At 64.1% G+C, this 13,074-nt stretch carries 14 protein-coding genes; 4 read left to right on the top strand and 10 right to left on the bottom strand.

From position 1 onward, the window contains the following. The first annotated feature begins 102 nt into the window (after positions 1–102). A complete protein-coding gene (queA, locus tag AB7245_RS23975; RefSeq protein WP_085404700.1) occupies positions 103–1,188 on the top strand; it encodes a tRNA preQ1(34) S-adenosylmethionine ribosyltransferase-isomerase QueA in 1,086 nt (361 codons plus the stop codon). Positions 1,189–1,287: 99 nt separating this feature from the next. On the opposite strand, the gene AB7245_RS23970 is transcribed toward queA, so the two are convergent. From AB7245_RS23970 to AB7245_RS23955, 4 genes are all read right to left on the bottom strand, one after another. Then, a complete protein-coding gene (locus tag AB7245_RS23970; RefSeq protein WP_085404701.1) occupies positions 1,288–2,325 on the bottom strand; it encodes an aspartate-semialdehyde dehydrogenase in 1,038 nt (345 codons plus the stop codon). 218 nt (positions 2,326–2,543) lie between these two features. Next, complete coding sequence (locus tag AB7245_RS23965; protein ID WP_063986357.1) at positions 2,544–3,146, bottom strand: PepSY domain-containing protein; 603 nt, start codon at positions 3,144–3,146, stop codon at positions 2,544–2,546. Positions 3,147–3,397: 251 nt separating this feature from the next. After that, on the bottom strand, positions 3,398–4,144 hold the full coding sequence (locus AB7245_RS23960) for a TetR/AcrR family transcriptional regulator (RefSeq protein ID WP_085404702.1): 747 nt from the start codon (positions 4,142–4,144) through the stop codon (positions 3,398–3,400). A gap of 138 nt (positions 4,145–4,282) precedes the next feature. Continuing rightward, positions 4,283–5,437 (bottom strand): patatin-like phospholipase family protein, encoded by a 1,155-nt coding sequence (locus AB7245_RS23955; protein WP_085404703.1) that lies wholly within the window; start codon positions 5,435–5,437, stop codon positions 4,283–4,285. A gap of 243 nt (positions 5,438–5,680) precedes the next feature. Here AB7245_RS23955 and tgt point away from each other — a divergent pair, with 243 nt between their 5' ends. Beyond that, positions 5,681–6,829 carry a tRNA guanosine(34) transglycosylase Tgt gene (tgt, locus tag AB7245_RS23950; protein WP_085404704.1) on the top strand — a complete coding sequence of 383 codons (1,149 nt, stop codon included), beginning with the start codon at positions 5,681–5,683 and terminating at the stop codon, positions 6,827–6,829. On the opposite strand, the gene AB7245_RS23945 is transcribed toward tgt, so the two are convergent. Beyond that, positions 6,830–7,048: a hypothetical protein gene (locus AB7245_RS23945; RefSeq protein ID WP_085404705.1), complete on the bottom strand. Its 219-nt coding sequence runs from the start codon at positions 7,046–7,048 to the stop codon at positions 6,830–6,832. A 224-nt stretch (positions 7,049–7,272) separates the two neighbouring features. On the opposite strand from AB7245_RS23945, the gene cysK reads away from it, so the two are divergent. Continuing rightward, positions 7,273–8,250, top strand: a complete 978-nt coding sequence (gene cysK / locus AB7245_RS23940; RefSeq protein ID WP_085404706.1) for a cysteine synthase A — start codon at positions 7,273–7,275, stop codon at positions 8,248–8,250. A 3-nt stretch (positions 8,251–8,253) separates the two neighbouring features. Beyond that, a complete protein-coding gene (locus AB7245_RS23935) occupies positions 8,254–8,493 on the top strand; it encodes a BrnA antitoxin family protein (RefSeq protein WP_028152108.1) in 240 nt (79 codons plus the stop codon). Between the two features lie 42 nt (positions 8,494–8,535). Here AB7245_RS23935 and AB7245_RS23930 read toward each other — a convergent pair whose 3' ends face one another. The 5 genes from AB7245_RS23930 to solA all read right to left on the bottom strand — a co-directional run bounded on the left by AB7245_RS23930 (position 8,536) and on the right by solA (position 13,039). Continuing rightward, positions 8,536–9,288: an amino acid ABC transporter ATP-binding protein gene (locus AB7245_RS23930; RefSeq protein WP_085404707.1), complete on the bottom strand. Its 753-nt coding sequence runs from the start codon at positions 9,286–9,288 to the stop codon at positions 8,536–8,538. Between the two features lie 11 nt (positions 9,289–9,299). Further along, positions 9,300–10,142, bottom strand: a complete 843-nt coding sequence (locus AB7245_RS23925; protein ID WP_085404708.1) for an amino acid ABC transporter permease — start codon at positions 10,140–10,142, stop codon at positions 9,300–9,302. Further along, positions 10,139–10,882, bottom strand: a complete 744-nt coding sequence (locus AB7245_RS23920; protein WP_085404709.1) for an amino acid ABC transporter permease — start codon at positions 10,880–10,882, stop codon at positions 10,139–10,141. Before AB7245_RS23920 ends, AB7245_RS23925 begins: the two co-directional genes overlap by 4 nt. 98 nt (positions 10,883–10,980) lie before the next feature. After that, the gene (locus tag AB7245_RS23915) at positions 10,981–11,793 is read right to left on the bottom strand and encodes a transporter substrate-binding domain-containing protein (protein WP_085404710.1); all 813 of its coding nucleotides are present in this window, start codon (positions 11,791–11,793) and stop codon (positions 10,981–10,983) included. A 76-nt stretch (positions 11,794–11,869) separates the two neighbouring features. Next, complete coding sequence (gene solA / locus AB7245_RS23910) at positions 11,870–13,039, bottom strand: N-methyl-L-tryptophan oxidase (protein WP_085404711.1); 1,170 nt, start codon at positions 13,037–13,039, stop codon at positions 11,870–11,872. Positions 13,040–13,074: the final 35 nt, after the last annotated feature.

Genomic DNA, 13,074 nt, shown 5'->3' with positions numbered 1-13,074 from the left:
GAAGGATGAAGGCCCCGCTGTTGCAGCTCGGCCTTCATGGTTCGAGACGGCGCTAGGCGCCTCCTCACCATGAGGGTCTGACTGCGTGGCGCTGAGCCCGACATGCGCACTGATCTCTTCAATTTCGATCTGCCCGCCGAGCGCATCGCGTTGCGCCCGGCGAGCCCGCGCGACTCCGCGAAGATGCTGGTCGTGGAAGGTGGCGCGCTGCGCGACCAGCTCATTTCCGAGCTGCCGCAATGGCTGAAGGCGGGCGACCAGCTCGTCGTCAACGACACCAAGGTGATCGCGGCGCAGCTCAAGGGCCGCCGCATCGGCCGCGAGACCGAGCCCAAGATCGAGGCGACGCTGATCAAGCGCCTCGATGGTTCCCGTTGGCAGGCGCTGGTGAAGCCGGCAAAAAAGCTCGTGGCAGGCGACCGCATCCGCTTCGGCAACGAGGGCAAGGTTTGCCTGCTCGGCCATCTCGACGCCGAGGTCGAGGCCAAGGGCACCGATGGTGAAGTGACACTGTCATTCTCGTTTCACGGCCCGGCGCTGGATCAGGCGATCGAAGATCTCGGCAGCCCGCCGCTGCCGCCCTATATCGCCTCCAAGCGTGCGCCCGACGATCAGGACCTCGCGGACTACCAGACCATGTTTGCTGCGAACGAAGGCGCCGTCGCGGCTCCCACCGCGGGCCTGCATTTCACCCCGGCGCTGGAGCAGGCGCTGCGCGATCGCGGCGTCGGCATCAACCGCGTCACGCTGCACGTCGGTGCCGGAACGTTCCTGCCGGTGAAGGCGGACGACACCGAAGGCCACAAGATGCATGCTGAGTGGGGGACGATCTCGGCCGAGACGGCGGAGCGGCTCAACACCGCACGGCAGAATGGCGGGCGCATCATCGCCGTCGGCACGACGTCACTGCGGCTGCTCGAAAGCGCGGCCGGCGAGGACGGCACCATCCGGCCGTTCACAGCCGAGACGTCGATCTTCATCACCCCCGGCTATCGCTTCCGTGCCGTCGATATCCTGCTGACCAATTTCCATTTGCCGAAGTCGACGCTGTTCATGCTGGTGTCGGCGTTCTCCGGGCTCGAGGCGATGCAGCGAGCGTATGCGCACGCGATTGCGGAAGGGTACCGGTTCTATTCGTACGGGGATGCGTGCTTGTTGTTTCGGGCGCCACTAATTTCGGCGCCGTAGGGTGGGCAAAGCGAAGCGTGCCCACCATCTTTCTTAAATGCGCGAGAGAAGTGGTGGGCACGGCGCTTGCGCGCCTTTGCCCACCCTACGCACCTTCCGTTACGCCATCACCCGCTGCGGCAACAACTCCGCGATCTGCACCGCGTTCAGCGCGGCGCCCTTGAGCAGCTGGTCCGCCGCCACGAACATCGAGATCGAATGCCCTGAGGGATCGCTGAGATCCTTGCGGATGCGGCCGACCAGGACATCGTCCTGGCCCGAGGCGTCGATCGGCATCGGGAAGTAGTTCTTCACGCGGTCGTCGACGAGCTTCACGCCGGGCGCCTGCGCCATGATGGCACGGACCTGGTCCTCGCTGATCGGCTTCTCGCATTCGAAGGTGATCGCCTCGCAATGGGCGCGCAGCACCGGCACGCGGACGCAGGTGACGCCGATCGCGATCTTCTCGTCCTCGAAGATCTTGCGGGTTTCGTTGATGACCTTGGTCTCTTCGTCGTTGTAGCCGGTTTCAGGATCGACGGCGGTGTTGTGGTTGAAGAGATTGAAGGCGTAAGGGTGCGGCATCACCTTGGGCGTATAGACCTGCCCGTTGAGATTGGCGCGGGTGGACTCGACGAGCTCGTCCATCGCGGCGGCGCCGGCGCCGGAGGCCGCCTGGTAGGTCGAGATGATGACGCGCTTGATGCGGTTCGTCTGGTGGATCGGCCAGAGCGGCACCAGCGCGGTGATGGCGGCGCAGTTCGGGTTGGCGATGATGCCCTTGTGGTCGCGGATGCGGTTCGCGTTGATCTCGGGGATCACCAGCGGCACGTTCGGGTCCATGCGGAAGGCGGAGGAGTTGTCGACCACGACGGCGCCGGCCTTCACCGCGATTGGCGCGAACTTCTTGGAGATGCTGCCGCCGGCGGAGAACAGGGCGATGTCGACGCCCTCGAAGGCGCGCTCGGTGAGCTCTTCGATGACGACGTCCTGCCCGCGGAACGATACCGTCTTGCCGGCCGAGCGGGCGCTTGCGAGCGCCTTGAGCTTGCCGACGCGAAAGCCGCGCTTGTCCATGGTGGCGATGAATTCGGCGCCCACCGCACCGGTGACGCCGACAATCGCGACGACGGGATCGTTACTCACATTCTCCTCCATTGCATTGAGCTGAAGACAACAAAAAAGCCCCGGACCAGAGGTCGGAGCTTCGGTAGAGTGGATTGCGTTTAAGTCGACGACCTACGCGCGCACGCCTCCCCGGGCCCCGAAGGCCGTGGTGGTTTTAGTCGTGCGTTTGGTGGTCGTGAACATGGCGGCGACTTATGCGGGAGAGTTTCGCGCCCGTCAATGGCTTTTCGGCGGGATTGTGGCCGCCGCTATTTCGCCCGGGCGCCCGGCGGCTCCAGGATGACCTCCTTGAGGTTGTCGCCGCTGATGACGACGATCGCGAAATTCAGCCGGCCGCGTTCGCGCACCAGTCCGCCGCTGATCGCCTTGCCCGAGGCCGCACGTTCGGCGACGTGCACGGCATCCGCAAGGCGGTGCTTGATGGCACCGAGCGCCGCGAGGTTGCTGCGGTCGTCGAGATCGAGCTCGGCGAGGGGGAGGGCGGCTTCGCCGCCGACGAGCTCGCCGGTTGCGGCGTTGATGGTGTGGCGCCAGATGCGGTCGTTGTGCAGGGTCTTCACCCGGTAGACCGGCACGCCGGAGGCTCCGTCGAAACTCACATCCGCCGTCGTGGCACCGGCATGACGGGCTTCCGCAATCGCCATGGCCTGGCCGATCGAGATCGACGAGCTGCGGAATCGTTCGATTTCGCGGCTGACCGCTTGGCGGTCTGCTTCAGCATCACCATCTGTGTCGCCGTGAAGCGCGGTTGGCGTGCCCGCGGCCACGGTCGCCTGCGCCGGCGCGGCAAGGAGCAGCGCCGGCAAGGCGATCGCAAGCAATCGCGAGGTCAATCGTTTGGCTGTCGTCATGCTCGAAACCCTCGGCCAGCGAGTGTGCCGGATGATCGTAAAGAATTCGCGGCCGACCTTGGGCATCGGCCGGCCGCGGAGCGTCGCAGCGGGCTGAACCCGGCACGGCGATCTTGGGCGGGACGGACCTCTTTGGGGCTGGTGAAAAAGCGGTCCGTATCGCTTATAACTAAACCATACCGTATCGTTTTGTTTTGGTCAACGACGCGGGCGTAACCTCCAGGGGGAAACGTCACTACCTCACGGAATTGTCAGCGGGACGGGCGCCGCCGCTGTGTGCCCTTTGCGGCGCTCTGGATGCGGTCTGCTGGTCCCAGCGCGCCGGCCAGGAACAGCTTGATCGCCGCGCGCATGCGCTTCTCGGCGGCCTTCAATTCCAGCGCCGTGCCGAACGTCGCCAGGCGGTGGGTGTGACCGACGACGACGTCGAGGAACACCTCTGCCGCGATCGTGGTGTCGTCGACGTCGAGTGCGCCCTGCGCCACCAGACGGTCGAAGAAGCGGGCGGTGGTTGCGACGGCCTTCAGCCAGCCTTCCTCCTTGCCGAGCTTGGCGATGTCGGGGAAGTTGATGGCCTGTGACGTCATCATGCGGCTGAATGCGACGGCATCGGGCCCGCAGGTGAAGGTCAGCATCTCGCGCCCGATCTCGACCAGCCTCTGCTCGACCGAAATGTCCGAAGCGCTGGAGATCTGGGTCTCGGCGGCTGCCGATAGCGGCGCAAGCCAGCGCGCGATTTCGCGCCTCAGCACGGCGGCAAACAGGCCACGCTTGTCCCCGTAACGGGAATAGACGGTGGGTTTGCTGACCCGAGCGGCTTCCGCGACCGCGTCGAGCGAGGTCGCGTCGAAGCCGCGGTCCAGGAACAGGCGGGTGGCGACCTCGATCAGCCGCTGATCGCGCTCGATCGCAGCGGTCTTCGTCGGACGGCCGCCGCGTGATTTCGGCACCTCGCGCCGTGGCGCCGCCGGTTTTGTCCTGGTCGCAGTCAATCCCATGCCCAATGATTCCTGCGCGCTTCTAATCGTCGTCATTTGCTCTATATCGCGCGGGAGCGGGGGCGTCATCGCGAATCTGGCCGAATTGGCCATATCTTCAACGGTTTCGGCACGGTCTCGTTCCGTCACGAGAGATCACTACGGCAGCTTCGAAGTCCAGGCCTGGCCGGAGGCAGCCTTCTCGTATCCGTACTGATACAGCGCCCGCATATAGGCGGTGTCGAACCCTTCCGAAGGCGGCGCGGGGTAATCGCGCGCGATGTAGGAGAGGTGGAAGCCGAGATTGTTGCGCTTGGCGAAATCATAGGTCGAGAAGATGATCGAGCGCGTCTGCGACTGGGTGATCGACGACAGGCTGCGCGAGGCCACGTCGATGGTGCTGTTGGACACGAGCTCGAAATTGCGTTCGATCTTCTTGTTGACGAGGATGTAGATGTTCATCCGCGCGTTGCCGGGCAGGCGGTCCTGGGAGAGCAGGGCTTCCGGCAGCGTCAGCACCGGCGCCGTCACGCCGCCGTCGACATGCATCTCCTGAAATCTGCGGCCCTGGCCTTCGGCGTCGATCATGATAGGCGGAAACACCAGGGGAATGCTGGCGGAGGCCGCCATCACGTCGCGAAACAGTTTTAGCGCCTCGGGTGTTCCGACCGCTGCGATCTTGCCCATGTCCCAGATGGCGGTCCGCTGGGTGTCGAGATCGGTGGTCACCACCAGCAGCTTTCGGCCCTTGGCGTTTTCACGCGCGACCTGCGCCATGATCTCCGGCCCGACATAGCGGGCGACGAGCTCGCGCAGCCGCGTGTTGCCGAACAGGCCGGATCCGAACAGCACACGCATGATGCTGGGATCGCTCAGGAGGCTCTCCGCGATGCCGCTGGTGTAGAGCTCCCTGAGCGTGTCGTCATATTGCGAGCCGAGATACGCAAACGGTGCGATCAGACCGCCGGTGCTCACGCCCGAGACGACCGAGAAGGTCGGCCGGGTGCGCGCCGTGGTCCAGCCGTTGAGCACGCCGACGCCGTAGGCGCCATCGGCGCCGCCGCCGGAGAGCGCCAGATAGGACTTCGTCGCGGTGCTGGTGTCCTTCTCGAAGCTGAATTTCGTGACGGGCTCGTCGGCGTAGCGGCGCAAGCCGTCGATATCGAGCACGCGCGACGTGCTGGCCTCAGCGGCCGTATAGGGCGTGCGGGGCAGGGAGGTGCAGGCGCCGAGTGCCAGGCTGCACGCCAGAACCAGGAATCCGGTCAGGCGGGCGCCTGTCTGTCTGATCCAGCCGCGCGAGGGGCCGGACATTTCGGTCGAAGATGAAGCGGAGGGCATTGTCGGTGGCTGGCGATCACGCAAATACTGCCGCCGGCAAAATTCACCGCGGCATCTCGTCCAGCCCCGCGCAAAAACTACACTGTATCGTTTTGTTTGGCAAGCGCGCCGGGCGATCAAGTCGGCGTCAAATGTGTCCCGCTCTGAGCCACAAGCCGGCTCTGGCGTGGTCCGAGCGGGTTGATCAGCCTCTTCCGACACGCAATAAGCACGACCATGAATCTTCCTGACACCGGTCTACCCAATCATTTCGAACTGCTCGCCACCGATGGCGCCGCGCGCACCGGGCGCCTGACCACGCCGCATGGCGTGGTGCGGACGCCGGCCTTCATGCCGGTCGGAACCGCCGGCGCCATGAAGGGCATGCACTGGCGCGAGGTGCGCGAGGCCGGCGCCGACATCGTGCTCGGCAACACCTATCATCTGATGCTGCGTCCCGGCGCCGAGCGGATCTCGGCGCTCGGCGGCCTGCAGCGGTTCACTGGCTGGAACGGGCCGATGCTGACGGATTCCGGCGGATTCCAGGTGATGTCGCTGTCGGACCTGCGCAAGGTCACCGAGAACGCCGTCACATTCCGTTCGCATATCGACGGCGCCAAGGTCGAGCTGTCACCGGAGCGCTCGATCGAGGTGCAGCGCTTCCTCGGCTCCGACATTGCCATGCAGATGGACGAATGCGTACGGCTGCCGGCCGAGCGGGACGACATCGAACGGGCGATGCGGCTGTCGCTGCGCTGGGCCGAGCGAAGCAAGCGCGCATTCGAGAGTGCGCCCGACGGTTACATGCTGTTCGGCATCGTGCAGGGCGGCGACGTGCCGCAGCTTCGTCACGCCAGCGCCGAAGGCCTCGTCGCAATCGGCTTCCACGGCTATGCGATCGGCGGACTTGCCGTCGGCGAGCCGCAGGCGGTGATGCTGGCGATGATCGACGAGACCGCACCGATGCTGCCGAGAGAGCGGCCGCGCTACCTGATGGGCGTCGGCACGCCCGACGACATCCTCGAAGCGGTCAAGCGCGGCATCGACATGTTCGATTGCGTGATGCCGACGCGCAATGGCCGTCATGGCGTTGCCTTCACGCGCTTCGGCCAGGTCAATTTGCGCAACGCGCGCCACGCCGACGATCCGCGTCCGCTCGACGAAGCGAGTTCCTGGCCGTCGGCGCGCAACTACGCGCGCGCCTACCTGCATCATCTCGTCAAGGCGGGCGAGACGCTGGGCGCCATGCTGCTCTCCGAGATCAATATCGCCTACTACCAGTTCCTGATGCAGGGCATCAGGGACGCGATCGCACACGGGACGTTCGACGAGTTCTACCAGCGTACGCGCCAAGACTGGGCGAGGGGCGACATCGCCCCGCGCTAGTCAGTTGCAGACGATCCGCTGCTTGACGGCGTGCTTGGTCACGAAGCCATAGCCGCAATTGTCGCAGGTCCAGAGATAGCTGATCATATGGTCAGAGATGTAGGCGGATGCTTCGGCGGCGACCATCGAGTCGGCGCAGACCGGGCAGGTCGGCAACTCGCTGCAACGCGGGGCGCGGTGATGTGCGACGGTCGACAACACTTCAGCGACTGCTGACATCGTGGTGACCTCTCTGGCTTTGAGACCTAAGCCTAACATAGACCGAATCAGTTGACGAGGTCGCAACACAAATGCGTTGGTTTTCTGATAATTACAGCTCACGCGATTTTGCGATGCAGCGTATTTAACATGTGCCGCATTGTCGCTTGCGTGTCGTCCCAAGCTGTCCGTTACTGCACAAGAGACGCTGCAGAAACAGAAATTGTCGTCACAGGGAGTTCATCATGGACGCATCGTCCAACACGGGTGCAGCGCACCAGCCCGGCCGCGGCCGGATCTACTCTTCGATCGTCGAGGCCTTTGGCGACACGCCGATCGTGCGCTTGCAGCGGCTGCCGGGCATGCACGGCGTCAACGCGACGATTTTGGCAAAACTTGAATATTTCAATCCCGCCGCGAGCGTGAAGGACCGCATCGGCGCGGCCATGATCATCGCGATGGAGAAGGCCGGCATCGTCAAGCCTGACACCGTGCTGATCGAGCCGACCTCGGGCAACACCGGCATCGCGCTCGCCTTCGTCGCGGCCTCGCGTGGTTACCGGCTCAAGCTGGTGATGCCGGAATCGATGTCGATCGAGCGGCGCAAGATGCTGGCCTTTCTCGGCGCAGAGCTGGTGCTGACGCCGGCAGCGCAGGGCATGAAGGGCGCGATCGCGACCGCCGAGGAGCTCCTGAAGACGACGCCGAATTCGGTCATGCCGCAGCAGTTCAAGAACCTCGCCAATCCCGAGGTGCACCGCCGCACCACCGCCGAGGAGATCTGGAACGACACCGGCGGCAACGTCGATTTCTTCGTCGCCGGCGTCGGTACCGGCGGCACCATCACCGGCGTCGGCCAGGTGCTCAAGCCGCGCAAGCCGTCCCTGCGGGTCGTGGCGGTCGAGCCGGAGGAAAGCCCGGTGCTCTCAGGCGGCCAGCACACGCCGCACAAGATCCAGGGCATCGGCGCCGGCTTCGTGCCCGACATCCTCGACCGCTCGGTGATTGACGAGATCGTGAAGATCAACTCGACGACCGCAATCGAGACCACCCGGGCGCTGGCGCGGCATGAGGGCATTCCCGGCGGCATCTCCTCGGGCGCGGCGATCGCGGCGGCGCTCCAGATCGGCAAGCGGCCGGAAGCTGCGGGAAAAACCATTCTGGCTATAGTGCCGTCCTTCTCCGAGCGGTATCTTTCGACGGCTCTGTTTGAGGGAATCTAGGACATGACGGATCAACCGAGGCGGCCGCGCACGCTTGGCGATGCGCGGTCGGAGGCCGAAGCGGCGTTCAAGAAGGTGACCGCCAAGGTCGCCGTGGCGCCACCGAAGCCGAACGTGGCGCCGGGAATCAAGGAGCAGGTCACGCTGCGCATCGACCAGGACGTGCTGGAGTTCTTCCAGCAGGGCGGTCCCGGCTGGCAGGACCGCATCAACGAGGCGCTGCGCAAGGCGGCGGGGAAGTAGCGCCTCCTGCCGGGGGCGCCGAAGGGCGGCGCGCCGGCGAACTCAGAGGACCTGCGACAGAAACCGCTGCGTTCGTTCGTCCTTGGCCGCCGTAAACAAGGCTTCCGGCGGCCCGTGCTCGACGATCACACCGCGGTCGGTGAAGTAGACGTGATCGGCGACCTCACGCGCGAAGTTCATCTCATGGGTGACGAGGAGGCATGTCATGCCATCCTCGGCCAGCTCCCGGATGGTGACCAGGACCTCCTTGACCGTTTCCGGATCGAGGGCGGCCGTAACTTCGTCGAACAGCATGATGTCCGGTCGCATCGCCAGCGAGCGGGCGATGGCCACGCGCTGCTGCTGTCCGCCGGAGAGCTCACCGGGATAGGTATCCTCCTTCCCCGCGAGCCGAACCTTGGCAAGCAGCGCCCGGGCGCGCGCTTCGACCTCGGCACGTTTCTGGCCGAGAACATGGATCGGCGCCATCATCACGTTCTGGAGCGCGGTCTTGTGCGGGAAAAGATTGTACTGCTGAAACACCATCCCGACCTTGCGGCGCAGCGCCAGCTTGTCGAGCCTGGGATCGGACACCTCGATGCCTTCGATCTGAATGCTGCCGGACGTGATCGGCTGGAGCGCATTAATGCAGCGGATCAGCGTGGATTTCCCTGATCCGGACGGGCCGATGATACAGATCACCTCGCTCTTTTTGACCGACAGGCTGATGCCTTTCAGGACCTCGAGAGCTCCGAACGACTTTCTGACGTCGACGCATTGGACGATGGGCTGATCCGGAGTCCAGCTCGTGGCCATGCACTGCTTCCTCAGCGTATGCGGAACCGACGCTCGAGACGCGCGGTCCAGAGGTTGATCGGATAACAGTAGAGAAAGAAACACAGCAGCGCGAAACCGTAGAGCGGCGCGAACAGCTCCGGCCTGCCGCCTTCGGCGGCATGCACCTGCGCAGTCAGGGTGAGCATTTCCGAAACACCGACGATCGATGCCAGCACCGTCGACATCGCGACCAGCGCATAGACGTTCATCCAGGGCGGCAGCATGCGCTTGATGCACTGTGGCAGCATGATCAGCCACATCGTCTGGCGCCGTGTGAACGAGAGCGATTCCGCCGCCTCCCATTGCGTCGACGGAATGGAGCGGACGGCACCGCGCACGACCTCGGCGACATTCGCCATGACAGGCAATGCGAAGCCGACCGTTGCCTTGATCCAGTCCGGTAACGGGATGGTGGTCTTGAAGAGGGTGACCTGGAAGGGCACCAGAAACATGACGAAGAACAGCAGCACCAGCCAGGGCGCGTTGCGGAAGAATTGAGTCAGGAGCCAGCTGACGGCGGCGAGCGGTCGAAACTCCGACAACAACCCCAGACCCAGGCCAAGCCCGGCGACGGTCCCCAGCAGCATGGCCAGCAGGGAGATCAGGATGTTGAAGGCGAACCCGCGCAGCAGCAGCGGCGACCACTTCACAATGACTTGCAGCGGGGACAGCACCGCCGGTCCGGTCTGCGCCCACGCGGTGGACGCGGCCATGATGGCGCAGAAACCGAGGATCGCGGCGGCCAGCGGGCCGATCCGAACGGACATCCGGGTCGGCACGGGACGATACGGCAGAAGGACGGCAAGCCTGTGCTCGGGCTGGGCGCCTTTCATCGGGCGTATCCCGGGATGCGCATCGCCCGCTCCCAGCGATGCATCAGCCAGACGAGGACGCCGACAAGGATGCCGTAGGTCGCCAGCAATACGACCATCATTTCGAAGACGTTCTGCGATTCCGACCAGATCTGCTTGACCGCATACAGCGTCTCGGGAACGGCGATCGCGTAGGCGAGGGTGGTCGTCTTGAGCAGGTTGACGAGGTTGTTGTTCAGTGCGGGAAGGCAGACGCGAATGGCCAGCGGAAGGACGATATGGACGTAAGCCTTGAGGCGCGTGTATCCGAGCGCCTCCGCGGCTTCCAGCGTCGTCCTCGGCACCGCCTCGATGCCGGAGCGGAAGATTTCGACGTTGAAGGCGCCCGCGAACAGCGACAGCGAAATGATGGCCCATTGGACGTTGCTCAGCAGCGGAACGCGCATGCCCGCCGCCTCGACCGCCGGGAGCATGGTGCCGAGGCCGAAATAGAAAAAGAAGATCTGGACCAGCGGCGGCGTGTTGCGGAACACCACCACGAAAGCGTTGACGGGCAACCGCAGCAGCATGGACGGACTGCCCTGCAGCAAGGCGCCGACCGCGCCGATGATGAGGCTCAGCAGGATGGTCGTGACGCTCAGAAGCAACGTCATCTTGAGCCCGCCGAAATAGCGGTCCCAATCGTAGGCATCGTAGAATACGGAGAAATTCAGCCCCGTCGTTTCGTAGAGCCGTTGAAACCAGTCGCCGATTTCGTGCATTTTGCGCGACACCAAACTGTTGAGGCGATGCCTCGTATCAGTGCATTGGCTCGACCTGTTCGGAGCGCAAGACGGATCTGGCGCTCCGCCTTACGCGTCTATTTGTCCTTGTATTGCTCGTGCATGAGCAGCGAATACTCGGTCGGCGTAATGCCCCACTTCTTTTCCGCTGCCACGATGAAGCCGGTCTTCATCCAGTCCTTTGTCGTATCTTCGAGCAGCTTCTGAAGGCTGGCATTATCGAGCGCGACAGCCATCATCCATGGCGATGGCAAAATACCTTTCAGGGGCAAGTCGTAGTCCGCCTTCCACTCGTCCTCGAGCAGCTTGCCTTGCAGGAAGGTCTGATCGTAGACATAGCCGATGCAGTTGCCCTGCTTCATGGCGAACAGAGGCTTCTCCGAGCCGTCGAACGCAACGATTTCGGGGCCGTAGGATTTGGCAACGTCCTTGTTGTACCAGGCCCCCGACGTTGCACAGACGGGTTTTCCCTTGAGCTCGGCCCAGTCCTTGATGCCGGACTTCTTGTTGAGAAGGATGTTCACATAGTCCGAGTAGTACAGCGGTTCGATGGCTTGAACCACGCGACGGCGCTCCGGCCTGTCCGACATGGTCGCGATCAGCAGGTCGACCTTTCCCTGCTGAAGAAATTCGATCCTGTTGGAGGCCGCGACCGGAACGAGTTCGAGTTTGACGCCGAGGCGCTTGGCAATGTCTGCGGCGAGATCCGGCTCGATTCCGACCACGTTTCCGGTGGGATCGCGGAAGCCGAAGGGCTTGTAGTCAGCCTTGACGCCGACATTCAACGTGCCGCGCTGCTTGATGGCATCGACGCCATCAGCTGCTTGGGCGCTGCCAAGCAGCAGCAGCGCCGCGATGCCTGTCATCATGGAACGGACAATGTCTCTCATCGGATGACGCCTCCAGGATTGTGATCACGACGCGCGCTGCGCGCGCTTGTTCAAGATACAAGGCTCGTGCCAAACGTCACGAAAAACGGGAGATGGAGAATGGGCTGAGGTCGATGGCACTTCGACCGTCGGTCACCATCCCGGCTACGACGTTGCCGATACCTGCCGAGTGCTTGAAGCCGTGGCCCGAGCACGCCGAGACGACACAAATCCTGTCCTGGTCGGGATGGCGGTCGATGATGAAGCCCCGATCGGGCGTCACCGTGTAGATGCAGGCGGCCGCCTGCGCGACGCGCGGCGTGGCGCCGGCGAGCCGCCCCGCGACGTGCTTCCGGTACATTTCAGCCGATTCCGCGGGATCGACGGTGCGGTCGATGGCGTCGGCCGTCGTGTTGGTCTCGTACTGCTCGGTCGCGACCTTGAGACGACGATCGCCAGGCAACGGCGGGAAGCCGTAGAGGTAGTCGACATCGGTCGCGCCATGCATCCAGATGAACACAGGGGCGTCGGCGCGATACGCGCTGGTATCGTCGAGCTCGTACCAATGCAGCACCTGCCGTTTCACCGTGAGCACGCGGTCAAACGGCGCGCCGAGCAGGTGGGCATTCCAGCCGCCGGCCGACACCACCACCTGGTCCGCCTCGAATGTGCCCGAGGACGTTTCCACCCGAACGGCGGAGCCGCGCTGCGCGATCGAGAGAACCTCGACTCCGGTGCGGATCGTTGCGCCGAGCTGCTCCGCGCGCGTCAGCTGCGCCTTGATGCAGCGCTCCGGAAAAACGTACCCTCCGCCGGGCTCGTAATAGGCCTTCTCGTTACCCTGAAGATTCAGGAACTGCGGGAAGCGATGGGCCACCTCCCGCCCGTCGATCACTTCATGCGCGATGCCGAAGTCACGCGCCGCCCCGATCGAGCGCGCGACGAAATCCGGCTTGCCGTGGTGTGACGTCTCGCCGACACCGGGCGCCATGACGACGAGGCCGCACGGGTTCAGCAGCTCCGCAGACGTCTCGGCTTCGAGCTCACGCCAGATCCGGTGGGTATCCAGCACCAGGGGCACGTAATCGCGCCCTTCGCCGACCGCCTGCCGGGTGATGCGGGTTTCGCCGTGGCTGGATCCCATCGTGTGGGGCGGGGAAAAGCGATCGAGGCCGACCGCCTTTACCCCTCGCCTGGCCAGTTGATAGAGGGCCGCGCTGCCCATGGCACCGAGGCCGATCACCAGAATATCCGCTTGCTCGCTCATGGATCGGGACTGCTTAATTGTTAGGACGATCCGAA

Origin of the sequence: Bradyrhizobium sp. 604_D8_N2_3 (assembly GCF_051810765.1) — a bacterium.
Lineage (GTDB): Bacteria > Pseudomonadota > Alphaproteobacteria > Rhizobiales > Xanthobacteraceae > Bradyrhizobium > Bradyrhizobium barranii.
The sequence above is the reverse complement of the archived record's forward strand: the minus strand, read 5'-3'. Positions and strand labels throughout refer to the sequence as shown.

What these genes read in the sequence shown, in the direction of transcription:
- queA (WP_085404700.1), top strand. Translation starts at nt 103, where the DNA reads ATGCGCACTGATCTCTTCAATTTCGATCTGCCCGCCGAGCGCATCGCG.
- AB7245_RS23970 (WP_085404701.1), bottom strand. Translation starts at nt 2,325, where the DNA reads ATGGAGGAGAATGTGAGTAACGATCCCGTCGTCGCGATTGTCGGCGTC.
- AB7245_RS23965 (WP_063986357.1), bottom strand. Translation starts at nt 3,146, where the DNA reads ATGACGACAGCCAAACGATTGACCTCGCGATTGCTTGCGATCGCCTTG.
- AB7245_RS23960 (WP_085404702.1), bottom strand. Translation starts at nt 4,144, where the DNA reads ATGGGATTGACTGCGACCAGGACAAAACCGGCGGCGCCACGGCGCGAG.
- AB7245_RS23955 (WP_085404703.1), bottom strand. Translation starts at nt 5,437, where the DNA reads ATGTCCGGCCCCTCGCGCGGCTGGATCAGACAGACAGGCGCCCGCCTG.
- tgt (WP_085404704.1), top strand. Translation starts at nt 5,681, where the DNA reads ATGAATCTTCCTGACACCGGTCTACCCAATCATTTCGAACTGCTCGCC.
- AB7245_RS23945 (WP_085404705.1), bottom strand. Translation starts at nt 7,048, where the DNA reads ATGTCAGCAGTCGCTGAAGTGTTGTCGACCGTCGCACATCACCGCGCC.
- cysK (WP_085404706.1), top strand. Translation starts at nt 7,273, where the DNA reads ATGGACGCATCGTCCAACACGGGTGCAGCGCACCAGCCCGGCCGCGGC.
- AB7245_RS23935 (WP_028152108.1), top strand. Translation starts at nt 8,254, where the DNA reads ATGACGGATCAACCGAGGCGGCCGCGCACGCTTGGCGATGCGCGGTCG.
- AB7245_RS23930 (WP_085404707.1), bottom strand. Translation starts at nt 9,288, where the DNA reads ATGGCCACGAGCTGGACTCCGGATCAGCCCATCGTCCAATGCGTCGAC.
- AB7245_RS23925 (WP_085404708.1), bottom strand. Translation starts at nt 10,142, where the DNA reads ATGAAAGGCGCCCAGCCCGAGCACAGGCTTGCCGTCCTTCTGCCGTAT.
- AB7245_RS23920 (WP_085404709.1), bottom strand. Translation starts at nt 10,882, where the DNA reads ATGCACGAAATCGGCGACTGGTTTCAACGGCTCTACGAAACGACGGGG.
- AB7245_RS23915 (WP_085404710.1), bottom strand. Translation starts at nt 11,793, where the DNA reads ATGAGAGACATTGTCCGTTCCATGATGACAGGCATCGCGGCGCTGCTG.
- solA (WP_085404711.1), bottom strand. Translation starts at nt 13,039, where the DNA reads ATGAGCGAGCAAGCGGATATTCTGGTGATCGGCCTCGGTGCCATGGGC.